Source organism: Ruania halotolerans (assembly GCF_021049285.1).
GTDB classification, from domain to species: Bacteria; Actinomycetota; Actinomycetes; order Actinomycetales; family Beutenbergiaceae; genus Ruania; species Ruania halotolerans.
In genome coordinates, this window is record NZ_CP088017.1 from 2,304,514 (window position 1) to 2,323,345 (window position 18,832).

Sequence of the window (18,832 nt, forward strand, 5' to 3'; positions counted from 1 at the left end):
ATCAACCAAGAGGACTCACCCGTAAAACACACGCTCCATGACCGTGCGTGCCCGACGCGCCGCGCGCAGCCAGTCCTGTTCGAGGTCCACGGCGTGGCCGGGCTCGTAGCCGAGCAGTCGCGAGACGGTCGAGAGAGTCTGACGCTCGGCCGGCAGGATATCCACGCGTTGACCGCGTGCTCGACCAGTCGCCAGAACAATCGCATTCCGCAAGCGGGTGGCCAGCTCCCATGCGCGGATGAGCTGATCCGCATCGGAACCGCTCAGCAACGACAGGTCGCGAGCGGCCAACAGGGCCTCGCGGGTGCCAGGAACACGGAGTTCCGGATGTTCTCCGGCGTGCTGGAGTTGCAGGAGCTGGGCGGTCCACTCCACATCGGTGAGACCACCGCGGCCGAGTTTGAGGTGATGGGTGGCAGGGACGCCGCGCGGCAACCGCTCGGCTTCGACGCGGGCCTTGATCCGGCGCAATTCACGCAACTCGGCGGAGTCCAGTCCACCGGCCGGGTATCGGTACTCCTGGATCAGCGCAGTGAACCGCTCGCCCAGCTCCCCGTCGCCGCACGCCACCCGGGCGCGAAGCAGCGCCTGCCGCTCCCAGCCGAGCGCCCACCGCTGGTAGTACTTGGCATAGGAGTCGAGGGTGCGCACGACGGGCCCCTGCTTCCCCTCGGGCCTGAGGGCAGTATCCACCGCCAGCTGAGGTTCGCTCGCCATCGAGCCGAGCAGACTGGCGATCGAGTTGGCGACCTCGAGTGCCCAGGCACTCGCGAGCTGGCCGTCGGCACCTGGGCGCGGATCGTGAACGAACATGACGTCGGCGTCGCTGGCGTATACGACTTCCGCACCGCCCAGACGGCCCATCGCCACCACGAGAAAGGCCGTCGGGGATTCGGTGAGTTCGTGCTTGACGTTCGCCTCGTGGGCGGCGATTCGGAGCGCACCGGCCAGCGCCATATCCGCCGCCGGGGAGATCACCCGGCGGCAGGTATCGACCGGTACGTGTTCCAGCACGTCGCGGATTGCCCCGCGGGTCAGCTCACGCCGGCGCAGGAATCGCACCGCCGAGGCTGCCTTCGTCGCATCATCACGTCGCACCAGCATCGCGTCCATGTGGGTCGCGAGCGCGTCGGTCGTACGCGGCTGGAGGTCCTTGTCGTCGTCCAACCAGGCGACGGCGTCAGTCAGCTGGGCCAGATTGTCCGCCACATAGGTGGAGGCCGAGAGAAGATGGGCGAGCCGGTCCGCCGCGGCACCGGAGTCACGCAGCAGTTTGAGATACCAGTGCGTGCTGCCGAGAGAGTCCGAGAGTTTGCGGAACGCCAGCAGGGCGCCGTCCGGATCGCTGCCTTCGGCGAACCAGCCGAGCATCACCGGCAGGAGTTGCCGCTGGATGGCGGCTCGCCTCGAGACACCCTCGGTGAGTGCCTTGATGTGCCGCGTGGCACCACTCGGGTCGCGGTACCCGATGGCTCGCAGTCGTGCCGTGGCCGCCTCGGCTGTCAGCGAGGCGTCATCGGCGGACAACCGCGCGGTCTCGGGCAGGAGCGGCCGGTAGTACAGGTCCTCGTGCAGGCGTCGTACCTGGCGGCGGGTCGTCCGCCATCGGGCGCTCAGGCCGCCTGGGCCTTCCACCGGCAGTCGGGCGGCCCGGGCCAGGCGGCGTAGCTCCTCCTCGCCGGTGGGCATCAAGTGCGTGCGACGCAATCGGCTGAGTTGGACGCGATGCTCAAGCACGCGCAGGAACCGGTAGCACTGGGCGAGCTCAACGGCGTGATCGCGCCCCACGTATCCACCGGCAGCGAGGGCCGCGAGAGCGTCCAGAGTGTTCGCCGAACGGATCGTCGGGTCCACGCGGCCGTGCACGAGTTGCAGCAGCTGTACGGTGAACTCCACATCGCGCAGGCCACCGCGGCCCAGTTTGATCTGCCGGTCCGCCTCGGCGATCGGCACGTGATCCTCCACGCGCCGGCGCATCGCCTGCGCGTCCTCCACGAAGTTCTCCCGGCCGACGGCGTCCCACACCAAGGGCCGAGTGGCCTCCAGGTATGCCGAACTGAGCTGGGTATCACCAGCCACATGCCGCGCTTTGAGCAATGCCTGGAACTCCCAGGTCTTGGCCCACCGTTCGTAGTAGCTGAGGTGGGATTCTAGGGTCCGCACCAAGGGTCCGTTCTTGCCTTCCGGGCGAAGCGCAGCATCCACTTCCCAGAGGGCCGGCTCCCGGGACGGCATCGAACACATCCGCGCCATCGCGGCAGCCAGCCTTGCGCCGGACCGCATGGCCTCGTCCTCGGCCACCCCCTCGGCCGGTTCAGCGACGTAGATCACGTCCACGTCGGAGATGTAGTTGAGTTCTTCGCCGCCCGTCTTCCCCATTCCCAGGACGGCCAGGCGCACGCCCGCGGCATGGTCAGCGAACTCTGCGCGAGCGAGCGCGAGAGCTGCCTCGAGGGCTCCACCGGCAAGGTGCGCGAGTGCGGCAGCCACGTCGGGCAGCAGTGCCTCCGGGTCGCTGGAGGTCAGGTCCTGGGTGGCGATCTCGAGCAGAAACCTGCGATAGGTGCGCCGCATCTCGTCCAACGTTCCGTCACCGGCGGGTGCGGCGGCGACGGGGACCGGGGCGGACGGATCGGCCCCGACGGAGCGCAGCATCAGGGCACGTACCCGGCGCGGATCGCTGCCGATTCCGTCGGGAACGTCCAGCACGATGCTCACGTCGTCAGGATGGCTGATCAGCCAGTCGCCGAGCGCCGGGGAGGCACCGAGTACGCCGATCAGCCGATCCCGCGAAGCCGAGTCCTCGGCGAGTACGTTCTGCAACCGGTGTGCGTCGTTCTCGACGGCCTCACCGAGACGAACCAGGCCGAGTAGTGCCCGGTCCGGATCGGCCGCGCGGCCGAGGGCGCCGACGAGACGTTCTAGACCCGCATCGTCGAGGCGCGCGCGCACTGCGGCGAGAAACGGTTCGGCGAACATCTCCGCATCGCGGCTCGCCTCACGGAACCCAGCGCGAGCGAGTAGTCCGGTCAGTGACACCGGCCGGGCCATCAGATCCTGCCTTTCTCGCACTCACATGCAGGTGAATGCCGAGTCCGATCTCGCCAGCAGTGCGTCAGATCAACCCGACGCGGGCCAACTCATACGGAGTGACCTGGGCGCGGTAGTCCGTCCACTCCTGCCGCTTGTTCGCCAGGAAGTGCGTGAACACCTGCTCCCCGAGTGTCTCGGCAACCAGTTCGGACTTCTCCATCACGGCCACTGCCTCGTTCAAGCTGCCTGGCAACGGTTCGATGCCAAGTGCTCGGCGCTCGGTGTCGGAGAGCTCCCACACGTTGTCTTCAGCCTCTTCGGGCAGGTCATAACCGTCCTGCACGCCCTTCAGGCCCGCACGGAGCAGGACGGCGAAAGCCAGGTACGGGTTGGCTGCAGCGTCCAGCCCGCGGTACTCCACCCGGGCGGACTGCCCCTTGGACGGCTTGTACATCGGCACCCGCACCAGGGCAGAGCGGTTGTTGTGCCCCCAGCACCGGTAGTTCGGTGCCTCCTGGCCACCCCACAGCCGCTTGTAGGAGTTCACGAACTGGTTGGTCACCGCCGTGATCTCGGCCGCGTGCCGGAGCAGGCCGGCGATGAACGCGCGCCCCGTGGTGGAGAGCTGGTACTCCCCACCCGGCTCGTAGAACGCGTTCGAATCGCCCTCGAAAAGGGAGAAGTGGGTATGCATCCCCGAACCCGGCTGACCGGCCAGTGGCTTCGGCATGAATGAGGCCGTGAAGCCCTGCTCGATCGAGACCTCCTTGACAACGGAGCGGAAGGTCATGATGTTGTCGGCGGTGCTGAGACCATCGGCGTAGCGCAGGTCGATCTCGTTCTGCCCGGGCCCGGCCTCGTGGTGGGAGAACTCCACCGAGATGCCCATTGATTCCAGCAGGGTGATCGCCGCACGCCGGAAGTCATGCCCCTGACCGCGCGCGACGTGGTCGAAGTACCCGGCGTTGTCGATCGGGATCAGTGGATCCGTCTCGCTCTCGAGTGCCTTGAACAGATAGAACTCGATCTCCGGGTGGGTGTAGAACGTGAATCCGGCATCGGCGGCCACGGCGAGCGAACGTTTGAGCACGTTGCGCGGGTCGGCGGCAGACGGCTCTCCGTCCGGGGTCAGAATGTCGCAGAACATCCGTGCAGTGCCGTGCTTGCCGCCCCGCCAGGGCAGGATCTGGAACGTGCTCGGATCGGGGCGCAGGATCAAGTCCGATTCCGAGACTCGGGACAGTCCCTCAATCGATGATCCGTCGAATCCGATGCCCTCGATGAACGCACCTTCGAGCTCAGCCGGGGCGATCGCCACCGACTTGAGCACACCCAGCACATCCGTGAACCAGAGCCGGATGAACCGAACGTCTCGCTCTTCGATGGCCCGGAGCACGTACTCCTGCTGCTTGTCCATACCACTGCTCCTGATTGTCATGGCCCCGCGGCCGACGGCGGGCGGTGTGCTGCTCAGGTCTGTGCCCCCATCATGTCAGGTCCACCAGGGTCCGTCGGCCCGGGTATCGGCCGGGATGATCTCCTGCGACGTCCGCTCGACTACTCGGAACCGTCGGTGCCGTCCACTGCCTGGGCGAGTTCAGCCACCCAGATCGCGGCCGTGCCGTCCGACGGTGCGCGCCACTCCCCTCGCGGTGAGAGCGCACCTCCGGCCACCACCTTCGGGCCGTTCGGGATCGCCGTCCGTTTGAACTGACTGAAACCGAAGAAGCGCCGGACGAACACCTCGAGCCACCGACGGATCTCGGCGAGGTCGTAGGAGTAGCGCGCACCGGCCGGGAACCCCGGTGGCCACGCTCCGGCATCAGGGTCACGCCACGCATGCTCCGCCAGGAAGGCGATCTTGCTCGGCGCGAAGCCGTGCCGCAGCACGTAGTAGAGCGTGAAGTCGTGCAGCGAGTACGGGCCGATCGCATCCTCGGTGCTCTGCACCTCCTCGTCCTCGCCGGTGGGTACCAGCTCCGGAGTGATGCGAGTCTCGAGCACGGACTGCAGCACCTGGGTGGACTCCTGCGCGAATTGGCCGGAAGCAATGACCCACCGGACCAGGTGCTGAATCATGGTCTTCGGCACGCCCACGTTCACCGCGTAATGCGACATCTGGTCGCCCACGCCATAGGTGCACCAGCCGAGCGCCATCTCGGAGAGGTCACCGGTGCCCACCACAATCCCCCCGGTGGCGTTCGCGATACGGAACAGGTAGTCGGTGCGCAGACCCGCCTGAACGTTCTCGAACGTCACATCGTAAACCGGCTCCCCGTCGGCGAACGGATGCCCGATCTTGTCGAGCATCTCCCGCGCGGCCGGCGTGATGTCGATCTCGGCGAAAGTCACCCCCAAGGCACGCCCGAGCGCCCACGCGTTGCTGCGCGTGTGCTCACTCGTAGCAAATCCGGGCAGGGTGTACCCGAGGATGTCAGTGCGCGGCCTGCCCAGACGATCCATCGCCTGCGCGGCCACCAGCAGCGCATGGGTGGAATCCAGGCCGCCCGAGACGCCGATCACGAGTTTCGGTTCGCCGATCGCCCGCATCCGCTGCTCCAGTGCGGCCACCTGGATGTTGAACGCCTCGTAACAGTCCTGCGCGAGGCGGGCTTCGTCGTCGGGCACGAACGGAAACCGGTCCACGGCGCGCTCGAGACCCAGATCGCCGTCCGGGGGGTTCAGCCGAAATCGCACCGTCCGGAACTCCTCAGTGCGGCGCGTGTGCGTGCGGCGGTTGTCATCGAAGGTGCCTTGCCGCAGGCGCTCCTGACGCAGCAGATCCAGGTCTATGTCGGTGACCGCTCGTTGGGCATGCTCGGAGAAGCGCGGCGTTTCTGCGAGCAACCGGCCCGCCTCGTAGATCATCGTCTGCCCGTCCCAGGCAAGGTCATTGCTCGATTCCCCGCGCCCGGCGGCGGCGTACAGATAGGCGGCCAGGCACCGCGCCGAGGCGGAGCGGCACAGCAGGTGCCGATCATCGGCTCGACCCACGGTGATCGGGCTGCCGGAGAGATTGGCGAGCACCGTCGCACCTGCCAGCGCGGCCTCAGCACTCGGCGGGATCGGCACCCACATGTCCTCACACACCTCGGCGTGCAGCACTAAGCCAGGGACGTCCTCGGCCTCGAAGAGCAAATCGGGTCCGAATGGCACACGGTGTCCATCGACCATGCACTCCCCGCCACGCTGATCATCGCCGGGCGCGAAGTGCCGGCGCTCGTAGAACTCCCGGTACGTCGGCAGCAGCGACTTCGGGGCTACGCCGAGCACTCGGCCGCGATGGATGACCACTGCGGCGTTGTAGAGGCGGTTGCGGTGCCGGATCGGTGCGCCGACGATGAGGACGGGCAGCAGGTGAGCACTCTCAGCAACGAGCCGGCCCAATGCTGCGTCGGTGGCGCGCAAGAGCGGATCTGCCAGCAGGAGATCATCGATGCTGTAGCCCGTCAGGCACAGCTCCGCGAACACCGCGATGGCAACACCGTCCGCATCGCAGGCGCGGGCCTGATCGAGGATCGCGTCGACGTTGCGCTCAGGATCGGCCAGATTCACCTCGATGGTGCACGTTGCGACTCTGGCGAACCCGTGACGGTACAGCGAACGGAAGCCGGGGGCGGGAGTTCCAACACTCATGGGTCCAGTCTGGCGCACTGGGCGGGGATAGGCTGGATTCATGGCACAAGCGAACGGTGAGTCAACGTCGTCGGCACTTCCCGCGGTCGGTGGTGACCGGCGCGTCCGGGTCCATCACCTGGCAGCAGCCAAGGCGGCCGGTGAGCGGCTCACCATGCTCACCGCCTATGACGCCCCCACCGCACGCATCTTCGACGCATCCGGCATCGACATGCTGCTCGTCGGTGACTCGATCGGGGACAATATGCTCGCGCACGAGAGCACCATCCCCGTCACGATTGATGAACTCTTGCCTGCGGTCCGCGCGGTGTCCCGATCGACTACGCGCGCGATGGTGGTGGCCGACCTCCCGTTCGGCTCCTATGAGTCCGGGCCGGAGCAGGCCCTGGCCAGTGCCGTGCGCATGATGAAGGAGGGTGGCGCCCACGCAGTGAAGTTCGAGGGGGGTGCGCGAGTGGCCGAGCACGTGCGGGTGATCACCGGCGCCGGCATCCCCGTGGTGGGTCACATCGGCTTCACCCCACAGTCGGAGCACATGCTCGGCGGCAAGCGGGTGCAGGGCCGCGGCGAGGATGCCGCCGAACGGCTCTGCGAGGACGCGATCGCACTGCAGGAGGCCGGTGCGGTGGCCGTGGTGCTCGAGATGGTCCCCGCACCTGTCGCAGCCCGAGCATCGGAGATCCTGCAGATTCCCACCATCGGCATCGGTGCCGGCCCCAGCTGCGACGGACAGGTCCTCGTCTGGCTCGACATGGCCGGTATGGGCGACTGGTCCCCCCGCTTCGCGAAGCAGTTCGCTCAACTCGGCGCGCAACTCCAGCAGGCCGCTGCCGAGTACGCCGCCGAGGTACGGCTGGGTACCTTCCCTGCTGCTGAACACTCATACGCCGACTGAGCTGTGGAGCTGGACTGCGGAGGTGCCGAGCAGGTCAGGTACGCCGGATCGACTCACCCTCTGTACGCAAGCCGAGGGCGGGCGTCACCTCAGCGGTGTTCGTCCACCCATGTGCGAACACCCTCAGCCAGCGCATCCGCGTACTGCTGCCGTCCCTCGGTGGACTCCATCACCGCAGCCTCGTCGACATTGCGCATCTCACCGAGCTCAATGAGTGTGGCCGGCCGCCGGGCAAAGTTCAGGGTGGCCAGATCGTCGCGTTCGATGACGCCGTCGGCATCGAGGTCACTCTGGGCAAATCCTGCATCCTCCAGCGCATCGACCATGGCCAGTGCCAGGTCCTGGCTGGGCTGCTCCTGCGACTCCGACAGCGGCGGGTCCGCGACGATTGCGAAGAACCCCTGCTGATCAGGATCGGCGGATCCATTCGCGTGCAGGGAGAGCAACAGGTCCACGTCGTTGTCCTCAGCGAAGGTGCCACGGCGATCCACGCAAGGTCCGACGCCCCGGTCGTCTTCCCGGGTCAGGAAGACCGAGGCGCCCTGGGCCCGTAGTTCGTCGGCGAGCCGGGTGGCCACGTCGAACGTGAATGCATGTTCGGGGTACCCCGTTGTTGAGGTGGTGCCGACGGTGTTGCAGGCCTTCTCACCGCCTCGTCCGTCCGGTACTCGCTCGTTGATCTCCTCCGGGTGGGAGCCGTTCTCGCCGTTGTGACCGGGGTCGATCGCGACTCGCACACCCACCAGCGGGCGTTCCCCGATCCCCACCCCCACCCGTTTGACGTCCTCGTCGCTATCCCCCGTGGCGCCGGCAGCCGGAGCCACAGCGAGGAGTCCGGCCAAAGCGAGAGCAGGGATGCATGCCCATCGGCGCAGATGCGGGTGCATCGTTCTCCTCGTATCGGTGTCGTTCATATCTGACAAAGGTCACGCCGTCATGCGCCTACTCGTCGCGGTCCGGGTCGTCATTCCACCGCCGGTTCTCCGCCTCCCAGGCCTCGTTGCGGGCATGTGCCACGTCAAGGGCCCTGGACGCTTCCTCGGCCGTGTCGTACGGCCCGACTCGGTCCAACCAGTCGCTCACGAAACCGTGCTCAACCTCGCCAGTCTTTAGATTGTAGTAGTAGCCCTCGCTGGAGTCACCTACACGCCTCACCGATACCACCACCCTTCTCGCCTGTCGATTATCCACGCGTGGCACGTGGGCCGCACTCTAGACTGCACGCGGGGTGCCCACCCATCGCGAAACGCCCCCTGACCCGACCCCTCCAGACGAAAGCGCCGCCATGAGCAAGGACACCCAGGCCGTCGCCGACACCGACCCAGTACAGATCGGCTTCGGCATCGACATCGGCGGATCCGGTATCAAGGGCGCACCGGTGCACCTGAACTCCGGAGAGCTGATCACCAAGAAGTACCGGCTCCCCACACCTGAGGAGTCCAGCCCGGAGGCAGTCGGTGAGGTTCTGGCGGCCGTCGTCAAGCACTTCGACCTCCCTGCGGACGCACATATCGGTGTCACGTTCCCGGGGGTCATCAAGAACGGCGTGGCGCAGACTGCCGCCAATGTGGACAAGCGATGGATCGGTACCGACGTCTCCGAGGTGACACGCCAAGCCACCGGGCACCGCGCACACGTGGTCAATGACGCAGACGCCGCCGGCTATGCCGAGACGGTGTACGGAGCCGCCAAAGTGCAACAGGGCAGTGTGCTGGTCCTCACCCTCGGCACCGGGATCGGCAGCGCGATGATCCACAACGGAGTCCTGGTGCCCAACTTCGAACTCGGCCACCTCGAGCTTGACGGTTACGATGCCGAGTCCCGCGCTGCATCCTCGGTCAAGGACCGTGAAGGCCTCAGCTATCCCGAATGGGCCGAGCGGCTGCAACGCTACTTCGCCCACGTCGAGTTCCTCTTCTCCCCCGACCTCTTCGTCGTGGGCGGCGGTGTGTCGAAGGATCACGAGGAGTTCCTGCCGCTGCTGGACCTGAAGACGCCGATCGTGCCCGCGCAACTGCGCAACAAAGCCGGCATCATCGGAGCTGCAGTGCTCGCAGCCCAGAACGCCTGATCGTCTGGCGCCCCAGGAACGCCCGCGACGTCTCACCACGAGAAAGGTGCGTTCCCGCAGATCCGCGACCGGCCGAGGGGATGAGCCGGCCGGTACGCCGGGTTCTGTGCCGAGGCTCGCGCCTCGGTGGCGGCCATCCATCTACGACGTACGTTGCCGCACGCCTCCAGCGACCTACCCGGAAGCTCGGGCGGGCCGCCCTCGAACGCTTCCTGTCTGGTCTTGCTCCGGGTGGGGTTTACCGAGCCGCACCGGTCACCCGGCACGCTGGTGGTCTCTTACACCACCGTTTCACCCTTACCGTCCGGCGGACCGGACGGCGGTCTACTTTCTGTGGCACTTTCCCGCGGGTTGCCCCGGGTGGGTGTTACCCACCACCCTGCCCTGTGGAGCCCGGACGTTCCTCGGCGCGGGTTGCCCCGCGACGCGACCGCCTGGCCGACTCATCCACGGCTCAGCCTACCCGCCCCCTCCCCGACTCCACACCGCCCATCCCCGTGCGGCTCCCGGACCTTGAGAGCGGCAGCACCGTGTTCGCGATCACTGCGGCACATGTGTTCGTGGCCAACTCAGCCGTCGTAGGCTGCCGGGCGTGCTCATCCTGTTGCCGCCCTCGGAGGGCAAGACCCCGCCGAGCCGTGGTCGTCCTGTCGATCTGGACTCCCTGACCCGCCCCCATCTGCACGAGGCCAGGTCCCGCGCCCTCGAGGCGTTGGCCCACGTGAGCAGCGCACCGGACGCCGTCCACCGGCTCGGTGTGGGTGCGTCGCTCAGCGAGGAGGTCGCACGGAACACCGCGTTGACCAGCGCACCTGCCGGTCCGGCGGCGCGCGTCTACACAGGTGTGCTGTATGAGGCCGCCGGTTTGGCGCGGCTAACCGGGACCGCACGGCGGCGCGCTACCTCCTCGGTGCGCATCGTCTCGGCACTGTGGGGCGTGCTCTCCCCTGCCGACCGCATCCCCGCCTACCGCCTCTCCATGACTGTCTCATTGCCCGGCATCGGCGGGCTGGCCCCGTTCTGGGCGCGGGCGTTCGGCGAGAGGATCACCGACGCCGATCCTGGCGTGGTGATCGACTGCCGGTCGGGCCCGTATATACCTGCCTGGCGCCCGCCCTCAGATATGGCGTGGCTGACTGTCCGTGTGGTGCAGGAGACTGACGGCGTGCGCCGCGTGGTCTCCCATCACGCCAAGCACACGCGCGGAGTGCTGACACGGCACCTACTGACCCGCAAGGATGCGCCGCCACGCACCGGCCGAGCCGTGCTCCGGGCTGCCGAGGAGTTGGTCGGCACCGCGCTCAGCGAAGCCAGCCTGACACCCGCCACGACCGGCCCTGACGTCCTCGAGCTCGTAGTCAGGTCTGACGGCGCCCACTGACCAACCGCTCGACCACGAGGTACAGCGAGAACACCACCGCGATGGCGAGGGTGATATGTACCAGGAACGCCAGAGCGATTCCGGTGATCGCCGCTGCCGGGGCCTGCCTGCCCCAGCTGAGCGAGAGCACGGCGGGGATCACCACGGCGGCTGCCGCGCCCTTGGCGAGCTCGACACCGATCGAGTGCCCGCCCGTCCACGGAAGCACCGACCACCAGCTCAACAGGTCACCGGTAGTGAGGATCCCGAGCACGGTGATCACAGCGATAAACGCCACCACGGCGAAGCGGTGTGCACTCCGGTGGGAGCTCGTATGCCATTTCGTGGCGATGCCCACAGCTGCCCACATAAGCCAGGACCGCACCACGCCGGTTCCCGATTCGCGCAAAGCCACCCGGAAGATCCGGTCCCCTTCCACCCGATCGATCGCGGGTCCGAGGTAGTCGCCTGGGATCACGATCGCGTCGTGCAGCACTGCTGCCGGAGTGTATCGACCGCTGCGCGGCACCAACCAGGTGAACATCCACGGCACGGAGGCGAAATCGGTGCGGAATGTGGCCAGGTCGGCGGGCACTTGGAACGGTTCGGCGTGCTCGTCGCTGCGGTAACCGATGGGCCGCAGTAGGGCGAACTCACGCCCATCGATGCTGCGCACCTCCAGGCGCATCGGGCCCCCGTCCTCGGGGTCGAAGAACTCCCCCATCTCAGGCTCCGCAGGGCAGCCCGGCCGCGAGGACCTGCGTGAATCCGTCGGGATGCACCTGCACCACGGAGGTGGACGCCGGCGCCAGACGCAACCGCCACCATCCGCCCGGAGCCGCGAGAAGAGCCCGGCCTAGCATGGATCGGATGCTGACCGCATGGGCGATCACCAGCACCGTCTGGCCCGCGAACTCCGCGCGAAGGTCGGCGAGCAACTCGGCGGTCCGCACACCCACGTCCGCCGTCGACTCACCGCCACCAGGAGCGGCGATGGTGCCATCGGTGTGCCACACCTGGCGCTCACCGGGCCAGCGGACGTCGATCTCGGCAGGCGTGAGACCCTCCCAGTCACCGAAGTTGCACTCTGCGGCTCGGTCGTCGGTGCGGACGCTCAGCCCGGTCGCTCCAGCCACGGCCGCTGCGGTCTCCTGCGTGCGCACCATCGGCGAGGCGATGATGGCCGACGGCGGTGCCAGGTCTGGGTAGAGCACGTCGCCGAAGCCCGCGACCAGCCGGGCGGCCCCGGCCGCCTGCGCGCGACCGGTCTCGGTGAGTGAAGGTCCAGGCACCCCGGACCCGGAATAGGCACCGTGCGGGGTCAGCGGGGTCTCACCGTGGCGAACCAGGACGGCGGTGAGCGCTTCGGAGGCGGCCGCGGTCACGACGTGCGCACGAGGATGTACCCGTAGTCCTCGCTGCGGATCACCTCGTCCTCACGGGCGTTCGTGATGGCCGCCTTCTCGGTCAGGCTCAAGCTGAGCTGGACACCCACAGTCGCCACACCCTCCAGTGCGACGGCGGCCAGTCCCCCGGTCTGGGAACGCACCCGCTCGTAGAGGGCCATCAGTCCCGTGTCGATCCCGTCAGCGGCTACGGCTCGCTTCTTGGTGACCTCAGCGATCTCGGCATCCAGCTCGGCGAACGCGGCGTCGCGCTCGGACTCCACCCGTGCGGTGTCCGCCTGAAGCGCCTCGAGCTGTTCCACGATGGCGGCCGCATCGCGCTCGGCGGCCTCCAGGCGCTCCATCACCTCCAGTTCGACCTCCTCGAGGTCGGACTGCCGCTTGGTGAGCGTCTCGAGCTCGTGGCTGAGCGCCTGCATGTCCTTCGCGGACCCGGCACCGGACTCCAGGCGCTGGCGGTCCCTGGCAGCACGATTCTCCACCTGCTCCACATCGGACTCGGCCTTGCGCAGTTCACGGCGGATGTCCGAGACGAGCGTCTCGGTGGCCGTCTTGGCACGGCCGAGATCCTCGGCGCGCCCGGTCAACTCCTCGAGCGTGGCCAGGGTCGGGTGTGCTTTGCGCTGGTGGGCAAGCTGCGCGAGCCGCGTATCGAGCGCCTGGACGTCCAGGAGACGGCGCTGGTCAGCGGCGGGGGCGGTAGTCACAGATTTCCTCCAGTGTTGGCTGCTCCCAGCCTAAGGGTCCATGGGTCAGTCACACGGGTGCTCACAATCGTCTCCACCCGGCCGGCGGAGTCCGTATCCAACGCTCGAGCAGCGACGGGCAACCACGGCCACTCGGTGGCCCAGTGCGCAGCGTCGATCAGGAACGGTGCGCCATCCGCTTCCCGGGCCTCACCGGCTCTGTGGTGGCGCAGGTCGGCTGTGATGTACACATCCGCGCCGGCGCGATGGGCTGCGCCGAGGTACGCATCTCCGGACCCGCCGCACACGGCGACCATCTCCACGGATGCGGTCAGGTCACCGGATACTCGCACACCCTGAGCCGTCGCCGGCAACGTCGCGACCACTCGTGCGGCAAGCTCACCGAGCGTGGTGGGTTCGGTCAGGCGTCCGAGGCGTCCCGAGCCCGTGTGCGCCGATGGCGGGTGGGTGGCCAGGAAGGAAAACGCGGGCTCCTCGTAGGGGTGTGCCTCACGCAGCGCCGCGGTCACGGCATCGCGCAGGCCGGGCGGGACCACCATCTCCATACGGCGTTCCGCGACTCGCTCATGGCTGCCGACCATGCCAATCGCCGGGTTGGCTCCGGCCCGGGGCGTGAACTCGCCGACCCCGCCGGTCGACCAGGCGCAACCGGAGTAGTCGCCGACGGCACCGGCACCCGCCGCAGCAAGTGCCTCGCGAACTGCCTCGGCATCCGGTTCGGGAACGTGCACCACGAGCACATCCAAGGGCCGGCCGGGAGCCGGCACCAGCGGGCGCGTCGCCACCAGGTCCAGGGCATCGGCGAGGGCATCGTTGACTCCCCCAGCGGCGCTGTCTGCATTGGTGTGGGCCACGTACAGCGCGATGCCCTCGGTGATCAACCGGTGCAGGACTCTACCCTTGGGCGTGGTAGCGGCCACCGAGTTGACCGGTCGCAGCAGCAACGGGTGGTGGGTCACCAGCAGGTCCGCCCCGGCCGCCGCAGCCTCGGCAACCACCTCTTCGGTGGGGTCCACGGCGAACAGCACGCGCCGCACGGGCGCACCGGGCTCACCAGCAACGAGCCCGACGGCGTCCCAAGACTCGGCCGTCGCAGGCGGGTAGCGCCGTTCCAGCAGCTCGATCACCTCATGCAGGTGCAGCGGTGCGTCCATCACCTGAACCTACCGCGGCGAGCCAGGCGCGCCGATGCAGCGGGACCGCACGGATATCATTGGTCGATGGCTGAGCCGTCCACCACTCGGGTGATGACGTACAACATCAAGTACGACGCTGCTGAAGCAGACCTGACCGCCTGGACCCACCGTCGCGCGGCCGTGGTCGCACAGATCCGCCACACCAATCCGGACATCCTCGGCCTGCAAGAGGTTCTCGCGCACCAGCTGACCGACCTTCGCCATGATCTGCCCGGCTACGCCGCCGTCGGGGTGGGTCGCGAGGACGGAGCCCGGAACGGTGAGTTCGTCCCGCTCCTCATTCGCCGCGCGGCCTGGCACATCCGAGCCTGGGGAACATTCTGGCTCTCTGAGACTCCCGGCGTTCCTAGCCGCGCCCCGGACACGAGGCTCCCCCGGATCTGCACCTGGGCACGGCTCCGTCCGCACACGCGGACCGCTGCGCACCCCGGCCTCACGCTCTGGAACGTGCACCTGGACCATCAGCAGGAGTCGGCCCAGACGTCAGGGATCCGCACTGTGCTTGACCATCTGGAACAGGTGCCCGGACCACACGTGCTGATGGGCGATCTCAATGCCGGACCGGGTAGCCCAGCCCTGACACTGGCGGAGTCCGTGCTGCAGAACGCTCGCAGCACCACGCAGACTTCGCCGGTGGGTCCAGGAGCAACCTTCCACGATTGGTCTCCCGGTCGGGTCACCGGGAGCGACGGTGACGACCCACGGCGGATCGATCACGTACTGGCCTCGGGCGAGCTCGCGGTCCGGCGCTACGAGGCACCAGTGCCGACCTACCCCGTGGTGCCGAGCGATCATCTGCCCGTGGTGGTCGATCTCGCCCTCGGTGGAGGCTGACAGTCATCCTGGCGACTCACTCTCGAATCACCCAGCACAGGCAGAACGGATGGCCGGCCGGGTCGGCATAGACCTGAAACCGGTCCGGGGCATCGGATTCGACCACGGGCTGGAGCACCTCGGCTCCCAGCTCCATGACGCGAGCGTGCGCCGTCGGGAAGTCCTCCACCCACAGATCGAGGTGAATCTGCTGGGGTGGGGAGCCGTCGGGCCAACGCGGGGGTATGTGCTCGGGGGCCAGCTGTACGCCTACCCGGGGTTGGCGGTCGACGATCACCATGTGCCAGTCGTCCTCGACATCGACGGAACCGCCGAGCACGCCCGCCCAGAATCCGCTCTCCGCGTCCAGGTCGGCCGCATCGAACACGACCACCTGATGCTTGATCTCCAGCCCGCTCATCTCACACCCGACATCGAGAGGTCTCCGGACGGACGCCACGGTACTGCGGCCGATGGCACCGCGCACCGGCATGATGGAGGCATGACCGAGATGAGGGCTATCGTCCCCGATCCCCCAACGGCAGATGCGGACCTCGATGAGGACTTCCCGCGGGTGGGGCTGCGGCCAGAGGTGTGGGTGGACCACTACCTGCCCCAATGGACCACGCCGGACCGCTCTCGTGCCCGGTGGGACCTCGACGAGCAGGGTGTGCGGCTGAGGATCGACGACGACCAGCCCGACTGGCGACCCGAGGACGCACCGTTGCGCGTGTCGAACCTGCAGACCGCAACTTTCGCCGGGCCGGTCGGATCACACCGAGGTACCCACCGGCACCGCCAGGACGGACTGACGGTGCGCACGGCGGTCCCGACCTCCATGCGGTGGGCGCCGTCCGGCGGACGGGTCGATGTGACCGTGACGGCCAGCACGGACTCGGGGTGCATGACGGCCATCTGGCTCGTCGGTACCGAACATCTCTCCCCGCACCAGTCCGGTGAAGTGTGCGTAGCCGAGATCGATGCAGAGGCCATCGGGCCCGTCCAGACCCGGGTGCGCTCGGGGCTCAAGGCACACCATGACCCGCACCTGCGCACCGACATGGCGGAACTCACCGTTCCGGTGGACGCTTCTCGGCCGCACACCTGGACCGCGATCTGGGGTACCGACGCCGTGGTGATCGGCTGCGAGGGGAGGATCGTTCGCAGGCTGGACCAGACACCTCACTACCCGATGGTGCTGATGATCGACCTGTTCGAGATTGGCGGGCCGACCCTGGGTGGCTACCCGAAGACTGCCCGCGTCCATCGCGTGCGCGGATGGGGTGAGCAGGGCGTCGATTCATGACATGCTGCGCCGCAGTGCGCGTCTCGTCGACGAGATCGCCGCGGAGTGGGCCGACCAGATTGGGGGCGACCGCCTCGCGCACCTGCACGAAGACCTCGTCCACGTGGGCGGCCGCGGCACCTTGCGGCTCGGCGGGCTCCTGTCGATGCACGGCCCCCGCTCAGCCGACGAGGTGAAACCTCTAGCGATCAAGCTGTAGGCGTGACCATGAGAACAGGGTGAGCGCTGCGAAGACCAGAGCCAACGCACCCACCAGGGCCAGCTGCGGCAGGGACACCGAGCCCGGCGCGAGAGCCCACAGCGCGGGCGAGGCGACGGGGAACCACGCGCCCACTCCGGCCACGGCCATCACCTGCCCGCAGACCACCAGACTGATCGTCGCGGCAATACCCGGGAGCAGGCCGCGGCCGAGGGTCGCTGCCCATCCGGCCGGGACGGCCACGAACCCGGTACAGACCGTGAGCACCATCTGGCGCACCATCCCGTCAACCACCTGGGCATCGGGCAACCCGAGACCGACCGCGAGCCCGGCAAGGCCGAGCGCGACCGCGATGGCACAGGCGACGCCGATCACCCAGCTCAGATAGATCGCGAGCTTGGCAAGGACAATCGCCGGGCGCGTGACCGGGAGCCCGAACAAGCCGGTGATCGTGCCCTCGGCGAACTCGCGTCCGATGAGCCAGCTGAGCGCCACCCCGAACGCGATCAGGCCGCCTGCAGCGGTGATCTGCGCGACAAGGGCGAACAGGCGGGGCCAGCCCTGCATCGCGGCGAGCGGGCCGAGCTGGGCGGTGACGTTCGGGTTACCGGAGCGGACGCCGAGCTCTAGTCCCGCAGTGAGCACTGCGAGGCCCACCACAAGAATCAGTGTGGTGGCACCTATCACCCGGGAGGCGGCGACCTTGCGGGCCTCCACCACGAGGGCGACCATGAATCCGTTCACACATCCCCCTCGACAACCGGGCGCCGTTCGTCGGCCGCATGGACGAGCGAGAAGAATGCCCGTTCCAGATCGACTCCTCCTGGATCCAGGCTGCCGATCACCCGTCCCGCGTTCAGCACTGTGATGCGGTCGGCGATTCGTGCGACCTCATCGAGGTGATGGCTCGAGACAAGGATCCCGGCCCCTTCGCCGGCGCGGCGCCGCAACGATTCGCGCAGCAGGATCACTCCCGCTGGATCGAGGGAGTTGCTCGGTTCGTCGAGCACGATGACCTGTGGCTCGTGCACGAGGGCACCGGCGATGCCGACACGTTGCCGGTTGCCGAGGGAGAGCCGCCGGGCGTGGACGCTCGCATAGCGCTGGAGGCCCAACTCCGCCACCACCTCCTCCACCGCGGTGGCCACATCAGCCCGCGCGATCCCGTGCAGGCGCGCTGCCAGTCGGACGTTCTCACGCCCGCTCAGTTCACCGTAGGCGAGTGGGTAGTCGACCAGGTGACCGACCTCGCGCCAGATCTCGGGTCCGACCTCAGCGATCGCACGGCCGAGGATGCGGACCTGGCCGGCGTCCGGACGCAGCATCCTGAGAAGCACTCGCATCAGCGTCGACTTCCCCGCCCCATTCAGACCGACCAGGGCATGGATCTCGCCGGCACCCACAGTGAGGTCGATGTCATGCACCCCCGCTCCCCCGGCGAACTGCCGGGTCACGCCGGTGACCTCGAGCCGAGCGGTCACGACCGGCCGCCGTCGAGCACGTCGAGGGCGCCGGCGACCGCATCGGCGAGCGTGCCGTGGTCAGTCTCGGCCCACTCCAACAGGGCTGCCATGAGGGCAGCCAAGGCCGCCGCCGCGGCGATACGAGCCGGCACCTTCTTCACCCCTCCGGCCGCGAGCGCAGAGACGATCGCATCTTCGGTAGCCCGCGTGTTCGCGTGCATCGCCGCGGCCAGGCTCGGTGTGCGTGCGGCGATTCGAACGCGCCGCCGGACCTCGCTGGTCTCCGGTTCCGGCAGGGCGGCCCACGCGCCGCGGAGCCCGGCAACGATCCGAGCCAACGGGGGAAGCGTGGCAGGCTGGGCGGCTACCGCCTCGGCGATGAGCGGATCGTACGGATCGTCGGCGATCAGGCGTTCCTTCGCAGCGAAATGCCGGAACAACGTCATCTCACTGACTCCGGCAGCAGCCGCGATCTGTGCGGTGGTGGTGGCGTCATATCCGTGCCGTTCGAAGAGCTCAAGCGCACATACGGCAAGGCGGTGACGGGTGCGTTCAGCGCGTCCACTCGGTCCTGCGGAGCCGTCCATTCCCAAATGTTAGTCACTAACATTGGAGGACGCCAAGCCCACCGGCCTGGGCAACCACTGGCCTGGGCGCTCACAACGACCTGGGCAGACCATGAGACCAGAGGTGGCGCAGGGCGCTCACCATCTGTGCGCCAGGGCGACGCACGCAGGTGCAGTGGAC

Annotated in this window: 19 protein-coding genes and 1 other RNA gene; 6 read left to right on the plus strand and 14 right to left on the minus strand. The window is 68.0% G+C overall.

What is annotated here, in order from left to right:
* Positions 1-15 precede the first annotated feature (15 nt).
* The 3 genes from LQF10_RS10210 to LQF10_RS10220 form a co-directional block, all read right to left on the minus strand.
* Complete coding sequence (locus tag LQF10_RS10210) at positions 16-3,051, minus strand: bifunctional [glutamine synthetase] adenylyltransferase/[glutamine synthetase]-adenylyl-L-tyrosine phosphorylase (protein ID WP_231063749.1); 3,036 nt, start codon at positions 3,049-3,051, stop codon at positions 16-18.
* 64 nt (positions 3,052-3,115) lie between these two features.
* Positions 3,116-4,450, minus strand: a complete 1,335-nt coding sequence (gene glnA / locus LQF10_RS10215; protein ID WP_231063750.1) for a type I glutamate--ammonia ligase — start codon at positions 4,448-4,450, stop codon at positions 3,116-3,118.
* Between the two features lie 140 nt (positions 4,451-4,590).
* Positions 4,591-6,669: an NAD(+) synthase gene (locus LQF10_RS10220; protein WP_231063751.1), complete on the minus strand. Its 2,079-nt coding sequence runs from the start codon at positions 6,667-6,669 to the stop codon at positions 4,591-4,593.
* A gap of 40 nt (positions 6,670-6,709) precedes the next feature.
* Between LQF10_RS10220 and panB the strand changes: the two genes are divergently transcribed.
* On the plus strand, positions 6,710-7,564 hold the full coding sequence (gene panB, locus LQF10_RS10225; RefSeq protein ID WP_231063752.1) for a 3-methyl-2-oxobutanoate hydroxymethyltransferase: 855 nt from the start codon (positions 6,710-6,712) through the stop codon (positions 7,562-7,564).
* Positions 7,565-7,653: 89 nt separating this feature from the next.
* On the opposite strand, the gene LQF10_RS10230 is transcribed toward panB, so the two are convergent.
* Together LQF10_RS10230 and LQF10_RS10235 are read right to left on the minus strand one after the other, a co-directional pair.
* The gene (locus LQF10_RS10230) at positions 7,654-8,451 is read right to left on the minus strand and encodes an N-acetylmuramoyl-L-alanine amidase (protein ID WP_231063753.1); all 798 of its coding nucleotides are present in this window, start codon (positions 8,449-8,451) and stop codon (positions 7,654-7,656) included.
* 55 nt (positions 8,452-8,506) lie between these two features.
* The gene (locus tag LQF10_RS10235; RefSeq protein WP_231063754.1) at positions 8,507-8,647 is read right to left on the minus strand and encodes a hypothetical protein; all 141 of its coding nucleotides are present in this window, start codon (positions 8,645-8,647) and stop codon (positions 8,507-8,509) included.
* 202 nt (positions 8,648-8,849) lie between these two features.
* Between LQF10_RS10235 and ppgK the strand changes: the two genes are divergently transcribed.
* A complete protein-coding gene (ppgK, locus tag LQF10_RS10240) occupies positions 8,850-9,635 on the plus strand; it encodes a polyphosphate--glucose phosphotransferase (protein WP_231063755.1) in 786 nt (261 codons plus the stop codon).
* Positions 9,636-9,712: 77 nt separating this feature from the next.
* On the opposite strand, the gene rnpB is transcribed toward ppgK, so the two are convergent.
* Positions 9,713-10,081, minus strand: an RNA gene (rnpB, locus tag LQF10_RS10245) — RNase P RNA component class A.
* 146 nt (positions 10,082-10,227) lie between these two features.
* Between rnpB and LQF10_RS10250 the strand changes: the two genes are divergently transcribed.
* Positions 10,228-11,016, plus strand: a complete 789-nt coding sequence (locus tag LQF10_RS10250) for a YaaA family protein (RefSeq protein ID WP_231063756.1) — start codon at positions 10,228-10,230, stop codon at positions 11,014-11,016.
* Here LQF10_RS10250 and LQF10_RS10255 read toward each other — a convergent pair.
* The 4 genes from LQF10_RS10255 to LQF10_RS10270 are packed head-to-tail and all read right to left on the minus strand — an operon-like array spanning position 10,994 to position 14,262.
* Entirely contained in the window at positions 10,994-11,719 is a 726-nt protein-coding gene (locus LQF10_RS10255; RefSeq protein ID WP_231063757.1) for a DUF1353 domain-containing protein, read from the minus strand. The genes LQF10_RS10250 and LQF10_RS10255 overlap by 23 nt on opposite strands.
* Before the next feature lies 1 nt (position 11,720).
* The gene (locus tag LQF10_RS10260) at positions 11,721-12,380 is read right to left on the minus strand and encodes a histidine phosphatase family protein (protein ID WP_231063758.1); all 660 of its coding nucleotides are present in this window, start codon (positions 12,378-12,380) and stop codon (positions 11,721-11,723) included.
* A complete protein-coding gene (locus LQF10_RS10265) occupies positions 12,377-13,108 on the minus strand; it encodes a zinc ribbon domain-containing protein (protein ID WP_231063759.1) in 732 nt (243 codons plus the stop codon). The genes LQF10_RS10260 and LQF10_RS10265 overlap by 4 nt, the downstream gene beginning before the upstream one ends.
* Positions 13,105-14,262 (minus strand): Nif3-like dinuclear metal center hexameric protein, encoded by a 1,158-nt coding sequence (locus tag LQF10_RS10270; protein WP_231063760.1) that lies wholly within the window; start codon positions 14,260-14,262, stop codon positions 13,105-13,107. Before LQF10_RS10270 ends, LQF10_RS10265 begins: the two co-directional genes overlap by 4 nt.
* Positions 14,263-14,328: 66 nt before the next feature.
* On the opposite strand from LQF10_RS10270, the gene LQF10_RS10275 reads away from it, so the two are divergent.
* Positions 14,329-15,138 carry an endonuclease/exonuclease/phosphatase family protein gene (locus LQF10_RS10275; protein WP_231063761.1) on the plus strand — a complete coding sequence of 270 codons (810 nt, stop codon included), beginning with the start codon at positions 14,329-14,331 and terminating at the stop codon, positions 15,136-15,138.
* Between the two features lie 16 nt (positions 15,139-15,154).
* Here LQF10_RS10275 and LQF10_RS10280 read toward each other — a convergent pair whose 3' ends face one another.
* Positions 15,155-15,538, minus strand: a complete 384-nt coding sequence (locus LQF10_RS10280) for a VOC family protein (RefSeq protein ID WP_354002572.1) — start codon at positions 15,536-15,538, stop codon at positions 15,155-15,157.
* 81 nt (positions 15,539-15,619) lie between these two features.
* Here LQF10_RS10280 and LQF10_RS10285 point away from each other — a divergent pair, with 81 nt between their 5' ends.
* Both LQF10_RS10285 and LQF10_RS10290 read left to right on the plus strand, forming a co-directional pair.
* Positions 15,620-16,423 carry a family 16 glycosylhydrolase gene (locus LQF10_RS10285; RefSeq protein ID WP_231063762.1) on the plus strand — a complete coding sequence of 268 codons (804 nt, stop codon included), beginning with the start codon at positions 15,620-15,622 and terminating at the stop codon, positions 16,421-16,423.
* A gap of 1 nt (position 16,424) precedes the next feature.
* Positions 16,425-16,622, plus strand: a complete 198-nt coding sequence (locus LQF10_RS10290) for a hypothetical protein (RefSeq protein ID WP_231063763.1) — start codon at positions 16,425-16,427, stop codon at positions 16,620-16,622.
* Here LQF10_RS10290 and LQF10_RS10295 read toward each other — a convergent pair.
* The 3 genes from LQF10_RS10295 to LQF10_RS10305 are packed head-to-tail and all read right to left on the minus strand — an operon-like array spanning position 16,605 to position 18,672.
* Positions 16,605-17,366: an ABC transporter permease gene (locus LQF10_RS10295; protein WP_231063764.1), complete on the minus strand. Its 762-nt coding sequence runs from the start codon at positions 17,364-17,366 to the stop codon at positions 16,605-16,607. The genes LQF10_RS10290 and LQF10_RS10295 overlap by 18 nt on opposite strands.
* Positions 17,363-18,103 carry an ABC transporter ATP-binding protein gene (locus LQF10_RS10300; RefSeq protein WP_231063765.1) on the minus strand — a complete coding sequence of 247 codons (741 nt, stop codon included), beginning with the start codon at positions 18,101-18,103 and terminating at the stop codon, positions 17,363-17,365. The genes LQF10_RS10295 and LQF10_RS10300 overlap by 4 nt, the downstream gene beginning before the upstream one ends.
* A complete protein-coding gene (locus LQF10_RS10305) occupies positions 18,100-18,672 on the minus strand; it encodes a TetR/AcrR family transcriptional regulator (protein WP_231063766.1) in 573 nt (190 codons plus the stop codon). Before LQF10_RS10305 ends, LQF10_RS10300 begins: the two co-directional genes overlap by 4 nt.
* Between the last annotated feature and the right edge of the window lie 160 nt (positions 18,673-18,832).

What these genes read in the sequence shown, in the direction of transcription:
- glnA (WP_231063750.1), bottom strand. Translation starts at nt 4,450, where the DNA reads ATGGACAAGCAGCAGGAGTACGTGCTCCGGGCCATCGAAGAGCGAGAC.
- LQF10_RS10220 (WP_231063751.1), bottom strand. Translation starts at nt 6,669, where the DNA reads ATGAGTGTTGGAACTCCCGCCCCCGGCTTCCGTTCGCTGTACCGTCAC.
- LQF10_RS10270 (WP_231063760.1), bottom strand. Translation starts at nt 14,262, where the DNA reads ATGGACGCACCGCTGCACCTGCATGAGGTGATCGAGCTGCTGGAACGG.
- LQF10_RS10210 (WP_231063749.1), bottom strand. Translation starts at nt 3,051, where the DNA reads ATGGCCCGGCCGGTGTCACTGACCGGACTACTCGCTCGCGCTGGGTTC.
- panB (WP_231063752.1), top strand. Translation starts at nt 6,710, where the DNA reads ATGGCACAAGCGAACGGTGAGTCAACGTCGTCGGCACTTCCCGCGGTC.
- LQF10_RS10285 (WP_231063762.1), top strand. Translation starts at nt 15,620, where the DNA reads ATGACCGAGATGAGGGCTATCGTCCCCGATCCCCCAACGGCAGATGCG.
- LQF10_RS10290 (WP_231063763.1), top strand. Translation starts at nt 16,425, where the DNA reads ATGCTGCGCCGCAGTGCGCGTCTCGTCGACGAGATCGCCGCGGAGTGG.
- LQF10_RS10275 (WP_231063761.1), top strand. Translation starts at nt 14,329, where the DNA reads ATGGCTGAGCCGTCCACCACTCGGGTGATGACGTACAACATCAAGTAC.
- LQF10_RS10230 (WP_231063753.1), bottom strand. Translation starts at nt 8,451, where the DNA reads ATGCACCCGCATCTGCGCCGATGGGCATGCATCCCTGCTCTCGCTTTG.
- LQF10_RS10280 (WP_354002572.1), bottom strand. Translation starts at nt 15,538, where the DNA reads ATGAGCGGGCTGGAGATCAAGCATCAGGTGGTCGTGTTCGATGCGGCC.
- LQF10_RS10255 (WP_231063757.1), bottom strand. Translation starts at nt 11,719, where the DNA reads ATGGGGGAGTTCTTCGACCCCGAGGACGGGGGCCCGATGCGCCTGGAG.
- LQF10_RS10305 (WP_231063766.1), bottom strand. Translation starts at nt 18,672, where the DNA reads ATGGACGGCTCCGCAGGACCGAGTGGACGCGCTGAACGCACCCGTCAC.
- ppgK (WP_231063755.1), top strand. Translation starts at nt 8,850, where the DNA reads ATGAGCAAGGACACCCAGGCCGTCGCCGACACCGACCCAGTACAGATC.